The organism is Flavobacterium notoginsengisoli (assembly GCF_014207905.1).
Classification (GTDB): Bacteria; Bacteroidota; Bacteroidia; order Flavobacteriales; family Flavobacteriaceae; genus Flavobacterium; species Flavobacterium notoginsengisoli_A.
On record NZ_JACHLB010000010.1, the window covers coordinates 107,688 to 132,720 of the forward strand.

The following is a 25,033-nucleotide window of genomic DNA, read 5'->3' on the forward strand; positions in this document are numbered from 1 at the left end:
ATGATCTTTGCAAATATTAGTTCGACTGCGCTACATTGTTTTGCGATAAAATTCTAATACGATGTGGTAAGGTATTGTCAAATTCGTCAATAGAAATACTGTATACTTTTGATGAGGGAGTTTTTGCGAACGTGCCAAAAGAATAACCTCCAATAATGTATAATTTATTATTCAAAAAATGCATAGTGGCAGCTTTTAATTCAAGATCAACAAAGTACTCTTTAATTTGTTTTGATTTTGTGTTGTAAATTGACAATTTTCCCTTTTCAAAAAGGTAAATATCATCAGCGTTATAAGCAATTGAAGGATCTTCTAGTCGAGAAATTAAGGTTGCTTCGTTTTTCCATGTCTCATTTATCAAATCAAAACTCTGAATTTCAGATAAACTCTTATTGTCTTTATTTCCAATGGTAAAGATTTTGTCACCAATCAAAACTCCCTTAATTTCTTTGGCTACTGGCATTTTTTCCAGCTCATACCAAAGTCCTGAAGTGATATTGTACATGTGAACTTTGTCAGTGAAGGTTTTTTGTCCTCTTTCCGTATTTTTTATTGAGCCACCCATAGCAATTATATTGTCTTTATAAACAAAAGAAGCAAAATCTGCTGCTTGATGTGGATTGGTTTTGTCAATTGTAATCGTATTTTTATTAATGTCAAAAACTTCAATTTCATTCTCTAAATATTCAAATTTTTGATTTGTAGATACTCTTTTTCCACCTAAAATATAAAGTGTATTGTTGTAATAATTTACGTTATGATAGGCTCTCCTCTTGAATTTTGTATTCGATTTTTCCCATTTATCTGTTTTTGGGTCATAAACAAGTAAATCTTCTCTATAAAATTTTCTAGCGGTTAGCTGATTACGTAATTGCATGTATTTAATTTGAAACATAGGGTCATTGTCAGAGTCTATACCTCTTTCTTTTAAGATGTTTAATGCATTATCTTCGTCACTGATATCCCCCCCTACAATATAAATTTTGCCATCTATCACAGCCGAACCAAAAGAATAAAGAGGGTTATCTAAAGATGCCAACTTTGTAAAATCAAGTTTTGATTTTAATTTGGTCTTGTGATTTGAAATTTCTACATTCTGTAGATTTTGAATATCTTCTTCAAGTGAAATAATATAATTTGATTTTTTTAAATCAGTAACTGCAATTTTTGTTGTGATATATCCAATATGAGAAACCTGAAGTGTATCACCAGCTTTTATCTTTTTATTTAATAAAAACTCTCCATTTTCATCAGTTATTGTGCCAGTTTGAGTATACAACGCGTAGATATTAGCATCTTCTAAAGGGAGATTAGTGGTTTGAGATTTTACAATTCCTCTGATTGTTTGTGCATTTGTAATAAAAGGCAGAAAAATGATCAAATAAAGTAGCTTTTTCATAAGTTATCAGGATTTTGAATTAGTTTATGGCTTGTTGATAGTGGTTTTTGTAAAATCAACGGTTTCAAAAAGTTGACGCAATTTTCATACCTTTCTTGTTAATTTGGAGTAAAATAATTGTTAAAAATTATGGCATTTATAGTTTTAAGCGTTAAATTCGCCTGTGAGGTAATATATTTGTAACTTTTAAGTTTAATTCTGTAAGGAAACTTAAAAATAAGAAATACTAACTTAAATAGTAAATATGGTTTTTAGATTAATAATAGTAATGATTTTTTTTAGTGTTGGTGCTTTTGCACAAGACAATTTTACCAAACACAAAATTTCGCAAGGTGAAAATCTTTCTATTATTGCTAAAAAATATGGAGTTAAAGTCAAAGATATTAATGATGCCAATCCAAATGCTCCTAAAATTTTAAAATTAAATTCTATTCTTTTAATTCCTACTAAAAATAAAGAAGTAGCTAAAAGTAAAAATAAATCTGAAGCTAAAGCAGAACCAAAATCTCAAGCAATTGTAAATAATACTTCGGGTTCTCACGAAGTTCTGTCAAAAGAAACACTTTGGGGAATTTCAAAAAAATACAATGTAACAGTTGATGAATTGAAGAAAGCCAATCCCTTATTGGAAACGGAAGGTTTAAAAATCGGTCAAAAAATAGTTATTCCTTCGCTCAATTCACTATCAGACGAAAAGCCAGTAATACAAGAAATTGCTTCTAAAGATGTTGAACTTTATAGAGAAGTCAAAGCTAAAGAAACGAAATATGGTATTTCTAGAGAATATGGGATAACAGTTGCAGAATTAGAGCGCCAGAATCCATCGATTAAAGGAAAAGTTCCTGTTGGATATCTTCTGAAAATTCGAGTTCCAAAAGAAAAAGCAGATGCTATTCAAGCAACTAAAGCAATTGAAGAATCACAAAATGCAGCAATAAGTTCGCCCGTTCAAATTGCAGAAACGGCTGAAATTAAAAGAGATTCTACATTCGTAAAAATGGCAACCGGAAGTCATTCTGAACTTATAGATCAGCTTATTGCAAATGCAACAGAAAATATCGGAATTCGATATCGTTCGGGCGGAACAACAAAAGCAGGTTTCGATTGTTCAGGTTTAATGATTTGTACCTTTAATAATTTTGATATTAAACTTCCAAGAAGCTCAATTGAACAATCTCGTATAGGAACAAAAGTAGCTACAGAAGAAGCTCAAAAAGGTGATTTGATTTTCTTCAGAACCAATGGAAGACGCCATATTAATCATGTTGGGATGATTGTTGAGGTTGTCGATGGTGAAATCAAATTTGTACATTCTTCTACTCATGGTGGCGTAATGATTTCTTCTACAAAAGAGCCTTACTATACAAGAGCTTTTTCTCAAGTAAATAGAGTTTTAGAATAAATAAGCATTAAAGAAAAGTATTTTTTAATGTATCTAAGCAAAAAGGTTTGCTCCAAAAATCTGTAACATATTTATTTTCTTTTGCTTTTCTAATTTCATCTGTGTCCAGAGTTGAAGAAAGAACAAAAATTTCCACTTTGCTGTTTATTTTTTCTGCAAGTCTATCAAATTCATCTAAAAATTCAAATCCATTCATAATTGGCATCTGAATATCTAAAAAGATAATTAACGAAGCATGATTTGGATTTTTAAGAAGCCAGTCAATACCTTCTTTACCATTATTAGCAATAAATAACGGACTAACATTTAATCCTTTCTTTAGCAGTTTTTTAGTTATAAATTGGTCTATTAAATTATCTTCTATTAGTATAAATTCCGATTTAGATTGCATGTATATGTGGTATTGTTACAATAAATTTACTTCCAACGTTACTTTCTGAAAACACAGAAATTTCACCTTTGATGTTTTCAACGGCTTCTTTTACAATATAAAGTCCCAATCCTGATCCTTTATTTTTGTTTGTTCCAAAGTACATTTCAAATATATTTTCTTTGTCTTTATCGTTAATTCCGATTCCGTTGTCTGAAACTTCAATTTTATTTAAACCATCGCTAAAATAGGTTTTTATAGAAATAAACATTTCTTGTTTGCTTGCATCAGAATATTTAATAGCGTTTGAAATCAAATTGTTAATAATGATTTTTAAACGAAGTCCATCACTTTCAATTTCATCAACTAAATGTTCTTGGGTAAATTTAATTCTGTTGGCATTTTCAATATGCATCAATTGGAGAATAGCTTCATTAAACAATTCTTTTAGGCTTACTGGTTCCATGATTACTTCTTTTCTTTTATTTTTAGAATAATCAATAATATCGCTAATAAACTGATCTTGTCTTGCTAAACTATGATGCATCATTTGGAGATAATTCCGAATCTGACTAACATCATCTTCTAAAGATGTAATTTCAATAAGTCCTTTTAGAGAAGTTATGGGAGATCTCAAATCGTGAGAGGCGCTGTAGACAAAACGGTCTAATTCACGATTAACAACTATCAAATTTTCATTTTTTGCTTCGGTTTCTTTTTTTGAAATAAGAAGTCTTTTTACCATTATAGAATAATACATGCAGACGCTGCAAATGATGACTAAAATAAAAAAGACGTTTGTAAAGATTAGCAAATCTTTTATTTTTCTAGTTCCTTCTCCTAAAAGATTAGAAAAGTTTCTTTCGTTAATGGTTAATCTGTCGCTAATGGAACTAATTTCTTTTAAAAATTGTTTTTGATCTAGCGCTGTTAAAAGATTACGATTGATTTTGGCGTTTATCTGTTCACCAATTATAAATAGTTCAAAAATTAATTTATCTCCTTTTCCCCATTCGTCTATTGCTTTCGATAAAAAAGAAACTTCTTTAAAATTGTCAAAAAGCCAAATAATATCATTTAAATCATCTTCATGATTTCGTCCGGTAAGGAGGCCTTTTCTTGCAATATTATTATCTCCAGCTTTTAAAAGAGTAATTCGAGCAATGCCATCGCCTTGAGGAACTTTTAGTTCTTCGCAATATAATTTCCATTGATTCGGATTTTTGGTATATAAATAAGTGATGAGGTGTCTAGATGCGTCTTTCTGGCTTTTAGAATAATGAGATTCTCCATTTATATAAGCTCTGTTTGCAGATAATATTTTAATGGTGAAGAAGTTGATGCAAATTAGTAAAGCACAGGAAATAAAAATGATCAATATAAGGACAAAAACATTCGGAAAACGAAAGTTTTTTAAAGCTTGCAACTTAGACATAAATTTAAAATTAGTAGGTTAATGATAAAGTGCCTTTTGCGTATTTGATTAATTTGTAAACCAACTTTTGGGGAAAGATTGTTTTATGTTTTTAATTAAACACTTGTTAAAGATTTTAAGATTATTTAAATGTTATTAGAATGTTTTTTTCAAATGTAGTAAAAATAACCTTATGTATTTTTCAAAAAAAAGAAGTTATTTTTGAAAAGTATGTTTTTTGTTTAAACTATCATAAAGTAAATGTTGAGTGTCTTTTTTTTAATATGCTAATAAATTTAACTAAAATCTTGCATAAAGAATCAATCTTCTGAAGGCATAAATTGAAGGTACAACAGGAAAATATTTATTGATTCTGCTCTTAAATTCTATCGATAATTTTTCGAATTGCTCTTTATTTAGACGCTCTTCGTAAACAGTAAGAGCTGAACCAGAAATGAAATCAAAAAAGTCATTTTCTGATTTCGAAATCTGAGGATAAACTTTTTCATAGATTACGAGATCTTTTCCTCCGTTTTCAAAAAATATTTTGGCATATTCATCTAACGTTAAAACAGGAGAAGGACGCGTCCAATTGTTTAAGTATGAAGCAAAAGGTTCTTCCTGAACTAGGTTTAAAAGTATTCTGTTCAAAATGTTTTCATTTTGCTGAGGCATTTGAACAGCCAATTGACCTCCAGGATTTAGACGAGAAATAATTTTTGGAAAAAGCTCGCCATGATTATCAATCCATTGCAAAGCGGCATTCGAAAAAATAACGTCCCATTTGGTTTCGTCTTTTAATTGTTCCAAAATCGTTAACTCTCTAAAAGTTAGGTTTTTTGCAGTTGGAGCTTTTGCTAACATTTCAGCCGAATTGTCTATTCCTAAAACGCTTGAATTGGAAAGTTTATCATAAAGTCTTTTGGTGAGTTCACCAGTTCCACATCCTAAATCAATAATTTTTAGATTTGGCTCAACAACAATATGGCTTACTAAATCATCAAAGGGTTTAGAACGCTCAGTTTTAAATTCATCATATTTTTTTGGATCCCAAGTCATAGCTATTGTTTTATTTAAAGTATAAAACTTTAACGTTTAAAAATTAAAGGAAAAGATTGCCCCATTTGTTTGAAGGTTCCAGTAATAATTTGATTTTTATCAAGGATTCCTTCGTATTCAATTTTTAGATTTTCAACAGTAAATTTTAGTGTTGAATTTTCAAAAGTAGTAGAAGTTACTGGTATTCCAAAAGCTTTTTGATCGTGGCTGTCTAAAGTGGCAGTTAAGGTATTTTCTGATTTTGTGATATGCACAACGAGATTTAATTCTGCACCAGGAACCTTGAGTAGTCCTTTCCAGTCACCTTTAATATCTTGAGCAGAAATATGAACCGCAGCAAATAAGAATAGAAGAACAAAATTGATTTTTTGCATAGGATTTGAAGTTTTAAAAATGAAATTAATTTTATCTGAAAATTCTGTAATAAAATTATGCAATTACATTGAATAAAACTTTATTCTTGAAATGAATTCTTCAATATGCTTTTGTAAAAATAGATTCCCGTAAGTGACAAGCCCAAAATAATTGTGAATTTAGGATTGAAAGATTAGTATTTCCAAAAAAAGTATATCTTTAACCAACCCAAAACCAATAAAAATGCAAGAAAACGACCAAGAACATTTTAAAAGAGAACTCGGATTATTAGACGGAACCATGCTTGTTGTAGGTTCGATGATAGGATCTGGAATATTTATAGTAAGTGCCGATATCGCGAGAAGAGTAGGATCTGCTGGATGGCTCACGCTAATTTGGCTGATTTCAGGATTAATAACTGTTATTGCCGCCGTAAGTTATGGCGAATTAAGTTCTATGTTTCCAAAAGCTGGAGGACAGTATGTTTATCTCAAAGAAGCATACAATAAACTTATTGCTTTCCTTTACGGATGGAGCTTTTTTGCTGTTATACAAACTGGAACAATTGCCGCTGTTGGAGTGGCGTTTGCTAAATTTGCAGCTTATTTATATGAGCCTTTAAGCGATGAAAATATTCTGTATGAAATTGGCTTTTTTAAACTCAATGCCGCGCAATTGGTTTCTATTTTTACAATAATTTTATTGTCTTATATCAATAGCCGCGGTGTGAAAAACGGAAAGATTTTACAAACCGTTTTGACCATCATCAAAATATTATCATTGCTCGGATTGATTGTTTTCGGACTAACATTGGCTGCAAAAGCTTCTGTTTGGGATGCGAACTGGGCAGATGTTTGGAGTACTCGTGCTTTTGATACAGAAAGCGGAAATTGGATGCCAATTGGAGGTACAGCTTTGATTACGGGAATTTCGGCTGCGATGGTCGGATCTTTATTCTCTAGCGATGCCTGGAATGGTGTTACTTTTATTGCGGGAGAAATTAAGAATCCGCAGCGAAATGTTGGTTTGAGTTTGTTTCTCGGAACTTTTATCGTGACAATCATTTATGTATTAACGAATATTATGTATTTGGCTGTAATTCCTTTGGATGAAATCGCTACAGCAAAATCTGATCGTGTGGCGGTTGTTGCATCTCAATATATTTTTGGAAATATTGGAACGCTTATTATAGCAATCATGATTATGATTTCGACGTTTGCTTGTAATAACGGATTAATTATGGCCGGTGCTCGAGTTTATTATACTATGGCAAAAGATGGTTTATTTTTCAAAAAAGCGGCTGTTTTAAATGAGTCTAGTGTGCCTGCATGGGCGCTTTGGGCGCAATGTATTTGGGCTTCGGCTTTATGTCTTACAGGAAAATATGGAGATTTACTAGATTTCGTAATTATTATCGTCTTGATTTTCTACATCTTGACAATTTATGGAATTTTTATTTTACGAAAAAAAATGCCCGATGCCGAAAGACCTTATAAAGCTTTTGGATATCCGTTTTTGCCAATGCTTTACATTATTGTTGCAACCGCAATTTGTATTTCGTTATTGATTACAAAATTTTCAACTTGTGGGTGGGGAGTGTTGATTATGTTAACCGGAATTCCAGTTTATTATTTAACCAAACCGAAAGAAAATTAATGTTTCTTAAGTTGAAAAACTGAATTTATAAAAAAAGCGTCTTGTAGCTATCAAGACGCTTTTTTTATGATAATATGATTTAGAAATTATTGTCTGATAAATCATTTTTAATTCTTTCTTCGGTTGGTCTTAAAAATATAAGATAAACGATAATCAGAATTCCGAATAAAATATAATCTGGTTTTAGAAATAAAAGTATAAAAGCGGCACCTTCCAGAATAGCCCATCGCATGATAGAAGCGGCTTGATAAAGCGGGAGTTTATCTTCTAACTTTAGTTTAGGATCAATTTGTTTGATTTGTGATCGAAATAAAAAAGAGCTAATAATATATGCCAAAATTGGAACTAAAGTATAAATAATTGAAAGCGTGCTAATGGAAGGAATTTTAAGCTTTTCGAGAGAAATTTCGCCGACAAAAAAGTAAGCCATAATCGTTCCTGCGCATACAGCAAAATGGATAATTTGTAATGTTTTGATTTTTTCGGTCATAATGTGGTTTAGATTTGAGGTTGAATAGATGCAAGTTAGGACTAATTCTTTTAAAATAAAGAATTTCTTCTAAAGAATGAATTTATAAAAAATGCAATAAAAAAGGCACCACAATTAAGCAGTGCCTTTTGATGTAACAATCACAAAGAGCGTTATCGTGTTAAGCGACAGCTGGCTCAGTTGATGATTTTATAGTTGAATTAATAATAGACAAAGTCAATGGATCTTTCTCTCCAGAGAAGAAAGCTTCTAAAATTTCCTGAAATATCGGATTTGCATTTTCTACCAATGAAAATAAAGTCATGCATGAACGCAATTTTCTAGCATCTAAATCTCCAAAAATTCCATCAGCCGATTTTCTTTTAAAAGTCAATAAAAGCTCCGAAATTTCGATTAAATGTTTTCCAAGAATTGGATGCTCTAAATAATCTGAAGCTTCTTTTAAATCATTAATGGCATATAGATTTGCAGTGTCGCTTTTCCCTAAACCTTTAATTTGAGGAAAAATAAACCACATCCAATGTGTCTCTTTTTTCCCTTTTCCGATTTCAGAAAGAGCGGTAAGATAAAGTTTGTTTTGCGCATCTAAGAAGCGTGCTAAATCATTGTTAGAATAAGCCATTATGGTATTGTATTTTTTAAAAAGGTTGCAAAAATAGTAAAAAAGGAGGGTTCAGCCTAATAAAACGTTCATACAATCAGTATTTTAACTTTTTTCGACAGAATTTTCCTCGTGAATATTGAGCTAATAAATCAGCTAGTTTTTAGTTCCTAATGACTTACGTATTACGTTGCGTTTGCCTAAAAGTTAAATTTATTCTGGGTAAAACTTTGCGTGCCGTTTTAGGTACATGATGCTGCCAAAAACTATTCGTAGTCCCCGCCATTAGTAGAAAAGAACCATGATGAAGCGGAATCTCAACTAACGGAATATCTTTCCTGAATTTATGACGAAGTTTAAACATTCTCGTTTCTCCAAAAGTAACAGAAGCTATAATCGGGTCTTTACCAGATTTGTCTTCTCTATCACTGTGCCACCCAACGCCGTCTTTTCCATTTCTGTATAAATTTAACAGTAAGCTATTAAAATCAAGCTGTGTTTCTTTCTCCACACGACTTCTGATTTTTAATAATTCGTACGTCCAGTCAGGTCCGTTTGGATCTGCACCTGCATTGTCTTTATCTTCATACCAGGCAATCATTCTGGGAACAGTATAGGTTTTATCATAAACTTCCATTTCGTATTCTCTCCATTTGGTTTTACGCATTATTCTTTCGTAAAAAGAATCCGATTCTTCTTTACTGAAAAAATTATCAATCAGAATCAGTTCGCAGTCCGGAAGATCAAATATTTTTTTACCTGCGTGTCCGGTCGTAAATAATTCGGTATCGCTAAATAGTGTCATAATTTGGATTTTTTACAGCTCTATTTTTCTCAAATTTGATTTTAATCTAAAAATTGCTTTTTGAAGAATACTTTTCGTGGATGTTTTTCTGCATAAGAAAAAATCAATTGCTCTATGTATTGATTGCTTTTATAAGGCGTAACATAATTTTTTACTTCCGAAGCTTCGTGAATCGAAATATCGGAAGGAAGATAACCCATTCCATAAAAATGACCGTTTTCGATCCAGACACAGCTCCGTTCTTCTTTTGATTTTCCTTTGTCAATAATGGCAAAAGAAGGTCTGTTGTTTAACAAATAATCAATAGCATTATCGACTTGGGCATTATGCATGATAACATCGGGCAGACTTTGTGGATTATTATTCTGGAAAAATTCTCCTTCTTCAGGTCTTGTATATTTACAGAAACGATGATCAATTTCAAATCGTTCAGCCAAACTTCTTAGAATATTAGTGCCTTCATATAAACTGCTGAATTCATGCAAACAGACCTGAAATTTACTCACTTTCCCAATGGCAAGGTATTTATAACCATTTCGGGCCTCGTATTGATAAATGCCAAATTTAGCTTCAAAACGTTTTAAGGCTCTATTGTAAGTTGGCCATAGTTTTTTGATTTCAGTACATTCTAAAAGAAGCGCCATTAATTCGGTAGCGCAGACTTCAAAAGAGATTCCGTGAATATCCCTTAAAAAGTGCTGTCTCTGCGGATTGATATTATTTCCGCTGAAATGCGAAGCCACACGTTTCTTCAAATTAATCGCTTTCCCGACATAAATCACTTTTTTTGCCTGATTATAAAAATAATATACACCAGGTTTGTCAGGTAAATTATTGAAATCATCTGGCGGAAGATTCGGCGGAAGGCGTTGATCTTGCGCCGTTTTTTTGATCATTTTTTCGATTTCTCCTGCATCGTCCCATTCCATTAAAAGAGAAAAAAGCAGAGCAGTAGCATCGGCATCTCCGCCGGCACGATGTCGGTTTTCTAAACCAATATTTAAAGAGTTGCAAAGATTTCCTAAACTGTAAGAACCCAATCCCGGTTTGATTTTTCGCGCAGCGCGAACGGTACAAAGCTTTTTAGCCGACCATTTAAAACCAGCCTGTTCCAATTGATGATGCACAAACGAATAATCGAAGTTTACATTATGAGCGACGAAAATACGATCGGTCAGCATTTCGAGAACTTTCTCAGAAATATCATCAAAGATTGGTGCATTGGCAACCATTTCGTTATTAATACCTGTTAATCCAAAAATAGAAGGAGGGATGTCCTGTTGAGGATTTACAAGTGTTTCATAACGATCCAGTACATTTTTACCATCATGAATAATGATCGCAATTTCAGTAATGCGACTTCCACTGGCATTTCCGCCTGTGGTTTCAATATCTACTATAGCATATTCCGTATTTTTCATCTTTATATAACGTAAGTTCTTCTTTAGTTATTTTTTTAAGTTTCCAGTCTCAGTTTTCAGAAACCACCGAGACTGAAAACTGAGACTGCGACTGAACACTAAAACTTCATTCGGTGTCTAGGCAGATTAATTTCATGTCCTGATGGATAAGGTTTTCTATGTGTAAGGCTTATATCTTCTTTAATCTGGTTTTGAGTTCTGTATTGATCTTTAGCATCCATATAACGCGGATCTGGAATAAAAGGCATTTTGGCCATTTTGGTTATCGTAATAGTTGGAAAATGATAATCGACTTCGACATTTCCTAACAACAAATAACAGCCTCCGCCCTGAAATGGATGTTTTTCTAAACTATCCGGAAAATGAGCCGTATCAAAATAAGTGCCTTCATGATCGATCCAGGTTCCAAAATACATCGTTCCTTTTTTTGTTGGAACGTGTTTTCTGGAAATCAAATACGCCAGCATTCTAACTTGTTTTTTATGATATTGAACCAAATCTTTCGCCATAACATCACCGCGATGTTTGGTTTGTAAAAGATCAAAAACAGTACAGGAAACAGGAAAACTCAAAAGCTCAATTTCGTCAAAAGCATCTTCAAAAACAGAACGTTCCAATGTTGGAAGTTTGTATTCTTTAACGGGTTCCTGCAGTAATTTTAAATCTCTATTTTCAGGCTTAAAATTATTCAACAGCAGACTGGCCGTTACCAAAAGCTGATTTTTGGTTTTTCCTGTAAAACGAAAAGCATCAATAAAAATCAATGTTTTAACGCCTTCAATTCCAATTGGAATTCGATTGATAAAATCTTCCAGAGAATTAAAATCACCATTTTTATTTCGATCTTCTTCAATCAAATGAGCAATTTTAGATTCCAAGCTCTGAATGTGCATAAAACCAAGATAAATATCAGTTCCATACAAAGTGGTTTGATATTCGCTTTTATTGACACACGGATTATGAATCGTTCCGCCAGACATCCGCGCTTCGTGTACATAAACTTCGGTTCTGTAAAACCCACCCTGATTGTTGATTACCGCTGTCATAAATTCAACAGGATAATTGACTTTCAGATACAAACTCTGATAACTTTCAACCGCATAAGAAGCCGAGTGCGCTTTGCAGAAAGAATAGCCCGCAAACGATTCAATCTGACGGTAAATTTCCTGACTCAACTGCAACGGATGTCCTTTTTGAGCGCAGCTGGCAAAGAAATTATCTTTTACTTTTTGCAAAGCTTCCAGAGATCTTCCTTTTCCCGACATGGCGCGACGAAGGATATCTCCGTCAGGAGCGGGAAGTCCGCCGTAATGTTGGGCGATTTTAATAACATCTTCTTGATAAACCATAATACCGTAAGTTTCTCCAAGATGTTCTCTGAATACCTCATGAAAATACTCAAACTGCGTTGGGTTATTATGACGAAAAATATATTCTTTCATCATTCCCGATTGTGCTACTCCGGGACGAATGATAGACGACGCGGCGACCAAAATTTTATAATTATCACAATTTAAACGACGAAGTAAACCACGCATAGCGGGACTTTCGATATAAAAACAGCCAATCGTATGTCCTTTTGCCAAATAAGAATTGCAAACCGCTTCATCCTTAGAAATCGAAGTATCGCGAATATTCACTTTTATGCCTCGGTTTTTTGCAATCAGTTTTATGCTGTCATCAATATGTCCGATACCACGCTGACTTAAAATATCAAATTTGTCAAAACCAATTTCTTCGGCAATATGCATATCAAAAAGTACGATTGGAAAACCTTTTGGAGGCATTTCCAGAGGTGTGTAATTCGTAATTGGTTCTTCAGAAATCAAAATTCCGCAGGCATGCATGCTTCGTTGATTTGGATATTTCCCCATCATTTGTCCGTATTCCTGAACCAATTTTACAATTTTATTGGTTGGATGAAGTTCTTCTGGATTTTTTGCCAAAAGATCTAATTCTTCTTTTGGAAGACCAAAAACTTTTCCGACTTCTCTGAAAATAGAACGGTATTTAAATTCAACGTTGGTACCGCAAAAAGCAACATGATCTTTGCCATATTTTTCGAAGATATATTCTAAAATTGTGTTGCGTTCCTGCCAGCTCCAATCGATATCAAAATCCGGTGGTGTTTTTCGGTTGAGGTTTAGGAAACGTTCAAAATACAAATCCAATTCGATTGGGCAGATATCGGTAATTCCGAGGCAATAAGCGATAATGCTGTTGGCACCGCTTCCGCGACCAATGTGCATAAAACCTTTACTATTGCTGTATTGGATGATATCCCAAGTAATTAAAAAATAACCGCTGAATTCTAGTTCATCAATAACTTTCAATTCTTTTTCTACACGAGCTTTGGCTTCCAAATTATCGTTTCCGTAACGTTTTTCGAATCCTTCCCAAGCCAATTCGGTCAGTTTTTCTAAATCTTCCTTACGGTTTCGAGTATAGAATTTTTTATTTCTTTTGGCCGAAAAATCATATTGAAAATTACAATCGTCAATTATACGCTGTGTATTCACAATGATTTCAGGGTATTTTTCATAGAAAGGAAGAAGAGATTCTTCAGGTTTCATAACATCAGAAACTCTACAATAATCAACTTCTGTAAGTTTCGATAAAATAATATTCGTATCAATAGCACGAAGCACTTTATGCAGATTGTATTCTTTTTTACTTCTAAAAGTTACAGGCTGTAAAATGACCATTTTGGAGATTTTATTTTTATGTTTTGAAGTCAGAAGTCCAGAAACTTCTTCAGGACGAACTCCGATAAATTCATTTTTAAAAAGCGTTTCAGGAGCATTTTCTAAAGTATAAATCACAAAAACCGATTCAAATTTAGGAGCACGCAAAGGCAAAGTTTCTCCGCTGAAATTATATTCTGTTAAAAAACGATTCATTTCAGCTAAACCTTCTGCATTTTGTGCCAAGCCAATATATCGGAATTCATGATTAAATCGAAATTCCATGCCAACCAAAGGCTTGATTTCTTTTTCTTTACAGGCTTTTATAAAATCGTAAATTCCTGTAACTGTATTTATATCTGTCAGCGCCATTGCTTTAATATCATGCAAAACAGCTTCGGCAATCAATTCCTTAAGCGGAATCGTGCCGTAACGTAGTGAATGGTATGAATGACAATTGAGATACATTATTTTTTTCTTTTTAAAATTTCGTCTTTATTATTTGGTTTAAAGTGCGCTCCGGCACAACGCATTACGGCATCAAAACCGTAACGGCTTTTCATTTTATCCATCGCTTCATAAAGTGACAGCATTTCCTGAGTATCTTCAAAAAGATCAATTTGATACGTTCCGCGTACCAATCCGCTAAAGCGAACACCAATCAAACGCAAACGCATACGACGCTGATACACTTTCTCAAAAAGTTCTATTACATTTTTCGTTAGCACATGATCCGCAGAGGTGTAAGCTACTCTGCATTGTTTGGTTTCGGTATCAAAATTGGCATAACGTATTTTAACCGTAACAGTTGAAGTAAGCCATTGTTCTGCACGAAGCTGAAAAGCCAGTTTTTCGACCATTCCTAATAATATTCTTCTCAGTTTGGCAAGATCAATAGTGTCTTGCGAAAAAGTAGTTTCGGTCGAAATTGATTTTCTTTCTGTATAAGGTTCAACAGGCGTGTGGTCAATTCCGTGTGCTTTTTTCCAGAGTTCCAGACCGTTTTTACCAATCATTTGTTGTAGAACTTCGGCAGGCATTTCTGCTAAAGTCTGAATTTTACGAACGCCAATTCGGGATAAAAGCTGGAAAGTGACAGCCCCAACCATTGGTATTTTTTGAATCGAAAGCGGATTTAAAAAAGTTTGTACTTTATGTTCTGGAATTTCAAGGTTTCCGACAGGTTTGCCTTCTCCAGTGGCAATTTTTGAAACAGTTTTATTTATAGATAAAGAAAAACTAATCGGTAATCCGGTTTCTTTAATCACTTTTTCAGCTAATTCATTTGTCCATTTATAACTTCCGTGAAATTTATCCATTCCGGTAATGTCCATATAGAATTCATCAATGCTGGCTTTTTCTAAAACAGGCGCTTTTTCCTGAAGAATTTCGGTAACATCATGAGACAATTGCGAATACAATTCCATGTCGCCTTTCATCACTTTTGCGTCAGGACAAAGTTTTAATGCCATACGAATTGGCATCGCAGAACGAACTCCATATTTTCGGGCTTCATAAGAACAAGATGCCACAACGCCTCGATCTCCACCTCCTATAATAAGCGGAATTCCGTTGAGTTCTGAGTTGGTGCGTCTTTCGCAGGATACAAAAAAGGTATCCAAATCCATATGTACAATCGCCCGTGCCATTTTCCTTTTGTTTTTGTATGAAACAAAATTAGTACAGATGATAACATTTTTTGTATATTTGCTGTTCCAAATTATAACAAATTTATTATGTCCTTATTTTCAGACAACATCAGAGCATTAAGGGTTAAGCATAAAATATCACAGGAGAAATTAGCTGAAAACCTTAGTATTACCAGAGGAAGATACGTGAAATACGAAGACGGAACTTCGGAAGCACCGTATGATATTCTAAAGAAGATTGCATTATATTTTCATATGAGTATTGACTTGATATTATCTGTCGATATTCGTAAAATCGATGTGCAAAATTTGATCAAACTGGAAGGCAACCGACTTATTTTACCTATTCAGGTGGATAGTTTTGGAGAAAATTATATCGAAATTGTATCTCAAAAAGCAAAAGCAGGTTACCTAAACGGATATGCTGATCCAGAATATATTGAAAGTTTACAGCAGATTACGCTTCCTTTTTTAGGTCCTGGAAAACACCGCGGATTTCCTGTTGAAGGCGATTCAATGCCTCCACATGAAGATGGTTCTATTATTATTGGCCGTTATGTGGAAAAACTGGGAGAGGTGATGGATGGTAAAACGTATATTCTTATTACTAAGAATGAAGGAATGGTCTACAAACGTCTCAATAAAAATAAAAAGAACGCCTTGGTTTTAGAATCCGACAATAGTTTTTACCCGAATTACGAAGTGAAAGCATCTGATATTCTCGAGATTTGGGAATATGAATGCAACATCGGCCGTTCGGATAAAAAACAAGAAACTACAGAAACTGGAGCAATGAAAGATTTGCTTTTAGAATTGAAGCGTGAAGTTCGAGAGATTAAGAATAATACTTCTAATACGTAAAAAGGGTTTTGCCACAAAGGTGCTAAGACACAAAGCTATTCAAAAAAACTTAAAAAAACTTTGTGTCTTAGCGCCTTTGCGGCAATAAAAACTAAAAGATCTTCGCAAATCCCAATCCATATTGCTGTCCATTATAAAAAGGCATTATCATAGAAGTCGATTTATTTTCAGACGACGATTTGAATAACTTTTTAGTTATATAAGGATTAATCCAATAAGCGATTTTGGTACTCAAAATTCCGATTCCCGCTCCAGCAGCGACATCAGTTAACCAATGACGATTATTGTAGATTCTAAATAATCCTGTTCCTGTTGCGACGGCATAACCTGCAATTCCATACCAAATGGATTTGTCTTTATATTCCTGATATAAAAATTCGGCGCCCATAAATGCAGTTGCAGTATGTCCAGAAGGGAAAGAGTTGTTCGAACTTCCATCAGGTCTTTCAACATGTGAAATCGATTTTAGGCCTAAAACCGTTGTTGCCATAATTGCATACGAAGTCACGAGTATTACAGAACGATCGCGCATATTATTTTTGCCTTTTACGCCAAAAGCATTTAGCGCATAAACAGATGCCGCAGGCGCATATTGAGAGAAATCATCAATCGTAATTTTCTCGTCAATGTCTTCAGTAACTTCGTCTTTAATTTGGTGATTGAAACTCAAAAGCTGATCACTTTCTAAACCAATTACACCATAACCAATCAAAACGGATGGAATAATTAATTGCTTGTAATTGAATTTTAATGGATGTGAAGTGCTGTCAATTTTTGTGATCGAATCATTTTGCTGTGCATTCGCAGAAAATAATCCGAATAGAAATACCAGAGAAACCGTTTTGTGGAACATTGTTTTTGTCGTTTATATTTTGCAATAGTAACGAATGTTCAAAGCAGGTATTTTGGTCTTAATTGAACCTTAAGCGAACTTTAATTTGTTGGTTTTAAATAGGGTAATTGAATTAAGATTGGCTAAATTTTTGAATCTCTTTTAGTGTCACCCTGAGCGAAGTCGAAGGGCTTTGATAGTGTGGAAGGTCTTCGACTTCGCTCAGACTGACATCTGTAATAAAATGAAGTTATCTAAACTTTCAATGAAAACCAAAACGTACTTCCCAATCCCAAATTACTTTCTACACCAACACTTCCGTTTTGCGCTTCGATAAATTCTTTGCTTATCGCCAAACCTAACCCCGTACCTGATTTCTGACTTCCTGGAACCTGAAAATATTTGTCGAAAACCCGGTCTTTATATCTTGTGTCAATTCCTTTTCCGGTATCAATAACCTGAAATACAATTTGGTTATTTTCTTTTTTCAGTTTAATATGAATTGTGCTTTTTTCAGACGAATAGCGAATCGCATTCGATAAATAATTAATCAAAACCCAGCCCGTTTTTTCGCTGTCGGCTTTTACTTCGTTTAGATTTTCATCGGCATCAACGAGTAATTGAATCTGTTTTTGATCGGCTTGAACTTTTACAGCTTCAACGGCATAATTTACAATTTGGTGTGGATTACTTTTCTCAATATTCAGCTGAATATTTCCAGTTTCCAATTGTGATAAATTAAGTAATTCACCTGTAATTTTCAACAATCGCTGACTGTCATCTTTAATGCTTTCAACCAATTGTTTCTGATCGTCGTTCATATCGCCAGTTTTGGCATTTTCAAGCAATTGAAGACTTAATTTTATAGACGCAATAGGTGTTTTTAATTCGTGTGAAACTGTCGCAATAAAGTTGGTTTTAGCAAAATCCAGTTCTTTAAAAAGCGTAATATTTCGCAGAATAATAACATCGCCAATATTGATTTCCTTTTCTTCACCAGTTGGAACTATGGTAATATTTAGGATTTCTTTTTCGAAATAACTTTCTTTTCCGTGAGCAAAAATTTTCAGAGGTTGTTTTTTAGCAGAATCAGCACCATCTTTTAAAATCAAAGAACGAATCAAATCATTCGATAAAGCCAATTCCGAAGCCGATTTTCCAATAACATCTTCCAATTTTAAGCCAATAATTTTCAAAGCTTCATCATTCGCAAACAAAACAATATTTTCATTATCTAAACCAATAATTGGATCGTTCATATTATTGATAAGCGTTTCGAGGCGTTTCTTTTCAAAAAAGAGTTTGTACAAATTACTGTCGTTATATTCCTGAAGTTTCTGCGCCATTGTGTTGAACGATTTTGCCAAATCGCCAAATTCGCTATGACTTGTAAAATGAACTCTTTCAGAATAATTTTTATTCGCAATTTCCTTAATACTCAGCGTTAATTCTTTTATTGGATTTGCAATATTATTTGGAAGATTAACCAATAGATTAAAAGCAATTAAAAAACATAAAGTTCCTACTATAGCAATCCATAAATTGGCATTTTCGGCAGTATGTTTGGCAATATCGCTTTTCTGTTTTATGGCATCGAGATTCAGCTTCATAATCGCAAAAATATCCTGCCTGATTTGCGCTTTTAAAGCATCATTAGAACCATTTTTTTCTAAAAGAGCGAAGTTTTTTTCAAGATTCGCTGTAGCTTCTTTTTCTCCGGGTTCAGTAACATTTTGCGTTTGTTTTTCAAGATATTCCTTAAAAACATGAATTTTATTATCTTCATTTATTTGGATTTCATCCAAAGACAAAATCATATTTCGGGAATATTCAAGCGTATTATAATTCGCTTTCAGAATATTCTCTGTGTCCGCTTTTATCAAAAAAACAGAATATCCGCTTACGAGCGAAAGTATAATGATCATTAAAAATAACAATCCAACACCCAGATTCAATTTGGTTTTAATTCTCATATTTTATTTTTTTGTTTGTAAAATGTAAAATGTTATCTGTGAAATGTATTTCCCGCAGATCATTTCACATCTCACATAAATCATCTCACGATAATATCACAAGATCAACATTTGATAAAGACAATTTGTTCAGCAAACGTCTGAAAATTGTCGTGGACAAAATTACTTTAAACAAATTAAAATGCGGTTTCCCGATGCATACCGTTGTAATTTGTTTTTCTTCTACCGTTTTCAAAATAGCATCCGTAATATTTGAATTTTCCAATTTAATAACTTCTGCGCCCAATTGTACAGCGAGTTTAAAGTTATTAATTAAATGTCTTTGTTTGTCGAGTGCAATTCGGTTACTGCTTTCTTTGGGAGTTTCTACATATAAAACATGCCAGGAACCATTATAATAACTCGCTAAACGTGCCGCTTTTCTAATTATAATTTTGGCTGTTTTTTCATTACTGCTAATGCAAGCCAATAATTTTTCATGTCGTAAAGCATGCAGATTCGGGACTTCATTTTCAACTTTTCTAACTACTTGACTCGCGACTTCTTTCAATGCTAATTCACGCAATTGAAGAATCTGTTCGGATTTAAAAAAGTTTGCCAAAGCCGTTTGAATTTTATCTGGCGTATAAATTTTTCCTTCTTTCAAACGCGCAATCAAATCTTCAGAAGTCAAATCGATATTCACGACTTCATCTGCTAATCGAAGAACATTATCCGGAATTCGCTCCTGAACATCAATATTGGTAATTCGTTTTACATCTTCGTTTAAACTTTCAATATGCTGAATATTAACCGCCGAAATTACATTAATTCCTGCATCCAGAATTTCCAGAACATCTTGCCAACGTTTTTCGTTTTTGCTTCCTTCGACATTGGTGTGCGCCAATTCATCTACAATAACAACTTCAGGACGAAGATTAATAATCGCTTGAACATCGAGTTCTTCAAGTTCTTTCCCTTTATAAAAAATTGTTCGCCTCGGAATAATCGGAAGACCAGCCAAAAGTTCATGCGTTTCCTTCCGCATGTGCGTTTCGATGTAGCCAATTTTTACATCGATTCCGTTTTTCAATAACGAATGCGCTTCCTGAAGCATACGAAAAGTCTTGCCCACACCGGCGCTCATCCCAATGTAGATTTTAAACTTTCCTTTCCGTGATTTCTGAATCAAATCCAGAAAATGCTGTGCGTTATTATTTTTCTGTTCCATAAAAATATGCTTTAAGCAATAAGCTTTAGGCTTTAGGCAGTATGACTTTTAAAAAGCTTACTGCTTAAAGCCTATCGCCTAAAGCTAAAAAGAAATCGCCAGCGAAGTTGTCACAAACGTATTTGTGTCCGTTGGCTGATTGTTTTTTGTGAAAATTTCATCCTTGCTCGAAAGATTTCTTGCTTCAATTCTAAACATTATATTGTTAGTTACTAAGTAATCAAAGTTAGCTGAAAATCCGTATGTTTTAAATCCGTTTGGCGTTTCAGTTGCGATGATTACACCTTTCTCGTCGCTGTAATATTCTCCTCTTGCTGCAAGCTGAATTTTATCAGTTGGTTTGTATTGCAGAATCACAACAGGCGAAAACCAAACATCATATTTGTCGCTTCCTTTAGCCGATTGCTGTGAACCAATATCAAAACCAGTTGTTAAGTTTACTTTTTTAGCCACTTTAAATTGTCCATAGAAATTATTGAAATAACGCCATTTTTTATCAATATCCGGCTGTTCGTTTCCAACATAAGTACTCCAATTCAAGGTCACATTATCCGATGGTTTAAAAGTAACCTGAGTTCCAAAAGCAGGCGTTTGATTGCCTTCCACTTTTTCAATTCTCTGCCAGCCATTCAAATACATTCCGGCCAAATACCATTTTCCTGATTCAGACGTATAGCCAATTTTCACTCCCGCTTCATAATAAGGAGAATTTTCAGCCAGAATGCTTCGGGTTAAATTTTGACAGTCTTTTCCAATTGCACTTTCAAAACCAATATGCGATGGCATAATTCCCGCATCAATCCATAAATTATGGTTTTTCGAAATCTTAACTCCAACATTTGCTTCATAAACATTTTGCAAAAGACCTTGTTCAGCCGACATATTATACTGCGGATAAGTTCCAGCCATCAGAGCAAAATTCCCGCGAATATTTTCTGTCGAATAATTCACTTTTGCCATTCCCATATTTAAGTTCACTTCATTACTTTTATTATAACTGTAAAAAAAGTTTGGGCGAGTATGATTTTCAGGTTTCCCAAAATCATAACTGTAATAAACGTCTACATATCCTGAAAACGTAAACGGACTTTTAGATGCTGACTGTGCTTGTAAATTGCTGTAACCAAAAGCGATTAAAGCTGTAAGTAGTATTTTTTTCATTTTTGTGGTATTCAATTATTTATTTAGTAGATTCTTTAGGAGCTAATCCCGCTATCCGTTTCAATCTTTTGTGCCGAACCCCGGCACAAAAGGATTTCCACTACTATCGGGGCTAGGGCATTTGGGGTAAAAAGGCGTTTTCGTTTCCTGCAAGGTTTTCAAAACCTTGTAGGTATTTAATTTAAAGTTTAGTTTTTCGATTCCAGTTTTTCTCACAGTTTGTCATTTCGACGTAAGGAGACTCGAGCGATAGCGAACAGGCGAAGCAAATCTTCGCAAGTAGCTCCGCAAAGAATATCAATCTGTGTCGATTTAGCAACGAGGATTTCTCCTTACGTCGAAATGACAAATTATACTTGTTACTTGATTATAATAGTTGATGCAGATTTATATCTACAAGGTTTTGAAAACCTTGCAGGAGAAAAACTTAGTATCTCAGTATCTTAGAACCTTAGCGTCTTAAAGCTTCATCGAAGCTGATCCAAAGCCACATTCAACTCCAAAACATTAACCGTTTCAGGCCCAACAACAGCAGTATTAATTTTAGATTCCACCAAAGCTTTCACTTTAGATTCATCCAGTTTTCTTTCTTTAGCAATTCGTTTTACCTGCATCAAAGCACCTTGAGGAGAAATATTCGGATCAAGACCACTTCCTGAAGCCGTCACCATATCTGAAGGAATATCAGATTTCTTTAAATAAGGATGAACCAATAAAAGCGTATCAATTCTTTTTTGAACCAAAGCCAGATAATCGGCATTACTTGGACCTTTATTGCTTCCGGCACTTCCCGCCGCGTTGTAATCTACAGCCGAAGGTCTTCCCCAGAAATAATTTGATTTATCGAACTTTTGTCCGATTTTTTGATATCCGACAACTTTGCCGTTAACGGTGATAGTTTCTCCTTTTCCTTGATTTGGAGACAATTGCCCTATCCCGTAAATAGCTAAAGGGTAGATAACAATGAATAACAATAGTAAGGCTACTGTAAGTTTTATGAGTGAGAATATATTTTTCATTTTTTTGAAGTTGCTAAGGGACTAAGATGCTAAGATTCTAAGTTTTTTCTGAAGCTTGTAATCGAAGTCCAATGTTTATTATTTGATTTTTTGACGGATTCTAGTTTTTATGATTCTAAGGGAAAAACTTAGTCCCTTAGAATCTTAGCATCTTAGAATCTTACATAAATAAAGCGACTAGTAAATCAATAATTTTGATTCCAATGAAAGGAACAATAATTCCTCCTAAGCCATAAATTAAAAGGTTTCTTTTTAAGATGGCACTCGCTCCAATTGGTCGGTAATCAACACCTTTCAGCGCAAGCGGAATTAAAATCGGAATGATAATCGCATTAAAAATTACAGCCGATAAAATGGCACTTTCAGGACTATGCAAATGCATAATATTTAAACCTTGCAACGCTGGAATTGCAGTAATAAACAAGGCAGGAACGATAGCAAAATATTTAGCAACGTCATTAGCAATTGAGAACGTAGTTAAAGTTCCTCGCGTCATTAAAAGCTGTTTTCCAATTTCAACAATCTCGATTAGTTTCGTCGGGTCATTATCAAGATCGACCATGTTTCCAGCTTCTTTTGCTGCTTGAGTTCCACTGTTCATGGCAACTCCAACATTCGCTTGAGCAAGGGCAGGAGCGTCGTTTGTTCCGTCACCCATCATGGCGACTAAGCGTCCTTCAGCTTGTTCTTTTCGGATATAATTCATTTTATCTTCCGGTTTAGCTTCAGCAATAAAATCATCAACACCAGCTTTTTCGGCAATAAATTTGGCGGTCAAAGGATTATCACCGGTAACCATCACGGTTTTGATTCCCATTCGGCGTAAACGCTCAAAACGTTCTTTCATTCCGGTTTTGATAATATCTTGTAATTCGATAACACCTTGAATTTCATTGTTTTTGATAACCACTAATGGCGTTCCTCCGTTAGAAGAAATTGTCACAACCTGATCAGCAGTATCTTTAGGAAAAGTATTTCCGGCTTGTTCTGCAATTTTTCTGGCAGCGTCCTGAGCTCCTTTTCTAATATTGGTTCCGTCTTTTAAAATAACACCAGAAGTTCTGGTTTCAGCAGTAAATTTGATTGTTTGTGAAATGTTTTCTGTAAGAAGTGAAATGTCTGACTGCATTTTACTGTTTTCATCTAACATTTTACCAAGCTCAAGAATGCTTTTCCCTTCAGGGGTATCATCTGCAAGCGAACTTAAAACAGCCGATTTCACAAAATCATCAAAAGAAATTCCTTTTGTTGGATAGAAATTTGTTGCTTTTCGGTTTCCTATTGTGATTGTTCCTGTTTTATCTAAAAGCAATACGTCAATATCTCCAGCAGTTTCAACCGCCTTACCAGATTTTGTAATGACGTTGGCACGAAGCGCTCTGTCCATTCCCGCAATTCCGATAGCAGATAATAAACCTCCAATTGTAGTTGGAATTAAACATACAAAAAGAGAAATAAAAGCAGCAATAGTAATAGGAGCGTTGGCATAATCTGCGAAAGGTTTTAAGGTTACGCAGACAATGATGAAAATCAAAGTAAAAGCAGCTAATAAAATAGTCAAAGCAATTTCGTTTGGCGTTTTCTGACGACTCGCACCTTCAACCAAAGCAATCATTTTATCTAAGAAACTTTCGCCTGGCTCAGAAGTTATTCGTACTTTGATTTTATCAGAAAGTACTTTTGTTCCTCCTGTAACTGAAGATTTATCTCCGCCTGCTTCACGAATTACTGGGGCACTTTCTCCTGTAATCGCACTTTCGTCGATTGTAGCAAGTCCTTCGATAATTTCACCGTCGGCAGCAATTAAATCACCGGCTTCACAGATATAAATATCATCTTTTTTTAATGCTGAAGAACTTACGTTTTTAATTTCTCCATTTGGCAGAATCTGTCTTGCAGGAGTTTCTTCACGTGTTTTTCTTAAACTGTCAGCTTGTGCTTTTCCTCGGGCTTCGGCAATAGCTTCGGCGAAATTTCCAAACAAAAGAGTAGCGAATAAAATTAAGAATACAATGATATTATAAGTCAAACTTCCCTGATCGGTTGCGCCCATTAAGATTGAAATACAGACTGCAAACATGATAACAGTTCCGATTTCTACGGTAAACATTACCGGATTTTTGATCATCAATTTTGGATTCAGCTTCACAAAAGATTGCAAAAATGCTTCTTTTACCTGCTGGCTCTCGAATAATGATGTAGATTTATTAGTTGTCATTTTTTTAATTTGTAAAATGTTAGATGTGAAATATGAAATTTCCTACTTTTGTAAATATTGCTTATTTCATATGAAACCACATAAAAAATTGAATTCATGGATTAAAAGTTTTGAATTCGTTAAAGAAATTTATTTAGTTACGAGACAATTTCCTCTTGAGGAAAAATTCGGAATGACTTCACAAATTCGTAGAGCTTCGGTTTCCATTCCAGTTAATATTGCAGAAGGTGCAGCAAGAAAAGGAACAAAAGAGTTTATCCATTTTTTGCATATTTCCTTAGGTTCTTTATCCGAACTTGATACTTTAATATTATTAAGTAAAGAATTAGATTTTCTCGGTGAAAATGAATGCAAACAATTAATTGAAAAACTAGATGTCATAGGAAAACTCATTTATGGATTAATTAAAAACCTTGAAGCACGGGCGTAATTTGTTTTTTGGTGAGATGTTAGAT

The 25,033-nt window shown here is 34.0% G+C and carries 21 protein-coding genes; 4 read left to right on the top strand and 17 right to left on the bottom strand.

What is annotated here, in order from left to right:
• Positions 1–16: 16 nt before the first annotated feature.
• Complete coding sequence (locus tag HNP35_RS22515; RefSeq protein ID WP_184167611.1) at positions 17–1,399, bottom strand: Kelch repeat-containing protein; 1,383 nt, start codon at positions 1,397–1,399, stop codon at positions 17–19.
• Positions 1,400–1,667: 268 nt separating this feature from the next.
• Between HNP35_RS22515 and HNP35_RS22520 the strand changes: the two genes are divergently transcribed.
• The gene (locus tag HNP35_RS22520; RefSeq protein WP_246453651.1) at positions 1,668–2,801 is read left to right on the top strand and encodes a peptidoglycan endopeptidase; all 1,134 of its coding nucleotides are present in this window, start codon (positions 1,668–1,670) and stop codon (positions 2,799–2,801) included.
• Positions 2,802–2,808: 7 nt separating this feature from the next.
• Here HNP35_RS22520 and HNP35_RS22525 read toward each other — a convergent pair whose 3' ends face one another.
• The 4 genes from HNP35_RS22525 to HNP35_RS22540 all read right to left on the bottom strand — a co-directional run bounded on the left by HNP35_RS22525 (position 2,809) and on the right by HNP35_RS22540 (position 6,018).
• Complete coding sequence (locus HNP35_RS22525; RefSeq protein ID WP_184167605.1) at positions 2,809–3,192, bottom strand: response regulator; 384 nt, start codon at positions 3,190–3,192, stop codon at positions 2,809–2,811.
• A complete protein-coding gene (locus tag HNP35_RS22530) occupies positions 3,182–4,606 on the bottom strand; it encodes a sensor histidine kinase (protein WP_184167602.1) in 1,425 nt (474 codons plus the stop codon). Before HNP35_RS22530 ends, HNP35_RS22525 begins: the two co-directional genes overlap by 11 nt.
• A gap of 279 nt (positions 4,607–4,885) precedes the next feature.
• A complete protein-coding gene (locus HNP35_RS22535; protein ID WP_184167599.1) occupies positions 4,886–5,644 on the bottom strand; it encodes a methyltransferase domain-containing protein in 759 nt (252 codons plus the stop codon).
• 29 nt (positions 5,645–5,673) lie between these two features.
• Complete coding sequence (locus HNP35_RS22540) at positions 5,674–6,018, bottom strand: hypothetical protein (RefSeq protein ID WP_184167596.1); 345 nt, start codon at positions 6,016–6,018, stop codon at positions 5,674–5,676.
• 223 nt (positions 6,019–6,241) lie between these two features.
• Here HNP35_RS22540 and HNP35_RS22545 point away from each other — a divergent pair, with 223 nt between their 5' ends.
• Entirely contained in the window at positions 6,242–7,654 is a 1,413-nt protein-coding gene (locus HNP35_RS22545; protein ID WP_184167593.1) for an APC family permease, read from the top strand.
• Positions 7,655–7,733: 79 nt separating this feature from the next.
• Here the strand turns inward: HNP35_RS22545 and HNP35_RS22550 are convergent, their stop codons facing one another.
• The 6 genes from HNP35_RS22550 to dinB form a co-directional block, all read right to left on the bottom strand.
• The gene (locus tag HNP35_RS22550) at positions 7,734–8,144 is read right to left on the bottom strand and encodes an MFS transporter (RefSeq protein ID WP_184167591.1); all 411 of its coding nucleotides are present in this window, start codon (positions 8,142–8,144) and stop codon (positions 7,734–7,736) included.
• A gap of 160 nt (positions 8,145–8,304) precedes the next feature.
• A complete protein-coding gene (locus tag HNP35_RS22555; protein WP_184167588.1) occupies positions 8,305–8,766 on the bottom strand; it encodes a DUF1810 domain-containing protein in 462 nt (153 codons plus the stop codon).
• A 157-nt stretch (positions 8,767–8,923) separates the two neighbouring features.
• Positions 8,924–9,550 (bottom strand): alpha-ketoglutarate-dependent dioxygenase AlkB family protein, encoded by a 627-nt coding sequence (locus tag HNP35_RS22560; RefSeq protein WP_184167585.1) that lies wholly within the window; start codon positions 9,548–9,550, stop codon positions 8,924–8,926.
• Positions 9,551–9,591: 41 nt separating this feature from the next.
• On the bottom strand, positions 9,592–10,971 hold the full coding sequence (locus HNP35_RS22565; RefSeq protein WP_184167582.1) for an exonuclease domain-containing protein: 1,380 nt from the start codon (positions 10,969–10,971) through the stop codon (positions 9,592–9,594).
• 98 nt (positions 10,972–11,069) lie between these two features.
• Positions 11,070–14,123 (bottom strand): DNA polymerase III subunit alpha, encoded by a 3,054-nt coding sequence (locus HNP35_RS22570; protein ID WP_184167579.1) that lies wholly within the window; start codon positions 14,121–14,123, stop codon positions 11,070–11,072.
• Entirely contained in the window at positions 14,123–15,304 is a 1,182-nt protein-coding gene (dinB, locus tag HNP35_RS22575; protein ID WP_184167576.1) for a DNA polymerase IV, read from the bottom strand. The genes HNP35_RS22570 and dinB overlap by 1 nt, the downstream gene beginning before the upstream one ends.
• An 87-nt stretch (positions 15,305–15,391) precedes the next feature.
• Between dinB and HNP35_RS22580 the strand changes: the two genes are divergently transcribed.
• Entirely contained in the window at positions 15,392–16,165 is a 774-nt protein-coding gene (locus HNP35_RS22580; protein WP_111422340.1) for an XRE family transcriptional regulator, read from the top strand.
• Between the two features lie 91 nt (positions 16,166–16,256).
• On the opposite strand, the gene HNP35_RS22585 is transcribed toward HNP35_RS22580, so the two are convergent.
• The 6 genes from HNP35_RS22585 to kdpB all read right to left on the bottom strand — a co-directional run bounded on the left by HNP35_RS22585 (position 16,257) and on the right by kdpB (position 24,578).
• Positions 16,257–17,018 (bottom strand): phosphatase PAP2 family protein, encoded by a 762-nt coding sequence (locus HNP35_RS22585; protein WP_184167560.1) that lies wholly within the window; start codon positions 17,016–17,018, stop codon positions 16,257–16,259.
• A gap of 233 nt (positions 17,019–17,251) precedes the next feature.
• The gene (locus HNP35_RS22590; protein WP_184167556.1) at positions 17,252–18,970 is read right to left on the bottom strand and encodes a HAMP domain-containing sensor histidine kinase; all 1,719 of its coding nucleotides are present in this window, start codon (positions 18,968–18,970) and stop codon (positions 17,252–17,254) included.
• 85 nt (positions 18,971–19,055) lie between these two features.
• Positions 19,056–20,180 (bottom strand): sensor protein KdpD, encoded by a 1,125-nt coding sequence (locus HNP35_RS22595; protein ID WP_184167553.1) that lies wholly within the window; start codon positions 20,178–20,180, stop codon positions 19,056–19,058.
• 84 nt (positions 20,181–20,264) lie between these two features.
• Positions 20,265–21,341 (bottom strand): porin, encoded by a 1,077-nt coding sequence (locus tag HNP35_RS22600; protein ID WP_184167550.1) that lies wholly within the window; start codon positions 21,339–21,341, stop codon positions 20,265–20,267.
• Between the two features lie 467 nt (positions 21,342–21,808).
• Positions 21,809–22,360, bottom strand: coding sequence for a K(+)-transporting ATPase subunit C (locus HNP35_RS22605; RefSeq protein ID WP_184167547.1), 552 nt, complete (start codon positions 22,358–22,360; stop codon positions 21,809–21,811).
• Positions 22,361–22,520: 160 nt separating this feature from the next.
• Positions 22,521–24,578: a potassium-transporting ATPase subunit KdpB gene (gene kdpB, locus HNP35_RS22610; protein WP_184167544.1), complete on the bottom strand. Its 2,058-nt coding sequence runs from the start codon at positions 24,576–24,578 to the stop codon at positions 22,521–22,523.
• Positions 24,579–24,648: 70 nt separating this feature from the next.
• Between kdpB and HNP35_RS22615 the strand changes: the two genes are divergently transcribed.
• Positions 24,649–25,008, top strand: a complete 360-nt coding sequence (locus HNP35_RS22615) for a four helix bundle protein (protein WP_184167541.1) — start codon at positions 24,649–24,651, stop codon at positions 25,006–25,008.
• Positions 25,009–25,033: the final 25 nt, after the last annotated feature.

Coding starts and splice junctions, on each gene's coding strand:
- HNP35_RS22515 (WP_184167611.1), bottom strand. CDS start 1,399: ATGAAAAAGCTACTTTATTTGATCATTTTTCTGCCTTTTATTACAAAT.
- HNP35_RS22520 (WP_246453651.1), top strand. CDS start 1,668: ATGATTTTTTTTAGTGTTGGTGCTTTTGCACAAGACAATTTTACCAAA.
- HNP35_RS22525 (WP_184167605.1), bottom strand. CDS start 3,192: ATGCAATCTAAATCGGAATTTATACTAATAGAAGATAATTTAATAGAC.
- HNP35_RS22530 (WP_184167602.1), bottom strand. CDS start 4,606: ATGTCTAAGTTGCAAGCTTTAAAAAACTTTCGTTTTCCGAATGTTTTT.
- HNP35_RS22535 (WP_184167599.1), bottom strand. CDS start 5,644: ATGACTTGGGATCCAAAAAAATATGATGAATTTAAAACTGAGCGTTCT.
- HNP35_RS22540 (WP_184167596.1), bottom strand. CDS start 6,018: ATGCAAAAAATCAATTTTGTTCTTCTATTCTTATTTGCTGCGGTTCAT.
- HNP35_RS22545 (WP_184167593.1), top strand. CDS start 6,242: ATGCAAGAAAACGACCAAGAACATTTTAAAAGAGAACTCGGATTATTA.
- HNP35_RS22550 (WP_184167591.1), bottom strand. CDS start 8,144: ATGACCGAAAAAATCAAAACATTACAAATTATCCATTTTGCTGTATGC.
- HNP35_RS22555 (WP_184167588.1), bottom strand. CDS start 8,766: ATGGCTTATTCTAACAATGATTTAGCACGCTTCTTAGATGCGCAAAAC.
- HNP35_RS22560 (WP_184167585.1), bottom strand. CDS start 9,550: ATGACACTATTTAGCGATACCGAATTATTTACGACCGGACACGCAGGT.
- HNP35_RS22565 (WP_184167582.1), bottom strand. CDS start 10,971: ATGAAAAATACGGAATATGCTATAGTAGATATTGAAACCACAGGCGGA.
- HNP35_RS22570 (WP_184167579.1), bottom strand. CDS start 14,123: ATGTATCTCAATTGTCATTCATACCATTCACTACGTTACGGCACGATT.
- dinB (WP_184167576.1), bottom strand. CDS start 15,304: ATGGCACGGGCGATTGTACATATGGATTTGGATACCTTTTTTGTATCC.
- HNP35_RS22580 (WP_111422340.1), top strand. CDS start 15,392: ATGTCCTTATTTTCAGACAACATCAGAGCATTAAGGGTTAAGCATAAA.
- HNP35_RS22585 (WP_184167560.1), bottom strand. CDS start 17,018: ATGTTCCACAAAACGGTTTCTCTGGTATTTCTATTCGGATTATTTTCT.
- HNP35_RS22590 (WP_184167556.1), bottom strand. CDS start 18,970: ATGAGAATTAAAACCAAATTGAATCTGGGTGTTGGATTGTTATTTTTA.
- HNP35_RS22595 (WP_184167553.1), bottom strand. CDS start 20,180: ATGGAACAGAAAAATAATAACGCACAGCATTTTCTGGATTTGATTCAG.
- HNP35_RS22600 (WP_184167550.1), bottom strand. CDS start 21,341: ATGAAAAAAATACTACTTACAGCTTTAATCGCTTTTGGTTACAGCAAT.
- HNP35_RS22605 (WP_184167547.1), bottom strand. CDS start 22,360: ATGAAAAATATATTCTCACTCATAAAACTTACAGTAGCCTTACTATTG.
- kdpB (WP_184167544.1), bottom strand. CDS start 24,578: ATGACAACTAATAAATCTACATCATTATTCGAGAGCCAGCAGGTAAAA.
- HNP35_RS22615 (WP_184167541.1), top strand. CDS start 24,649: ATGAAACCACATAAAAAATTGAATTCATGGATTAAAAGTTTTGAATTC.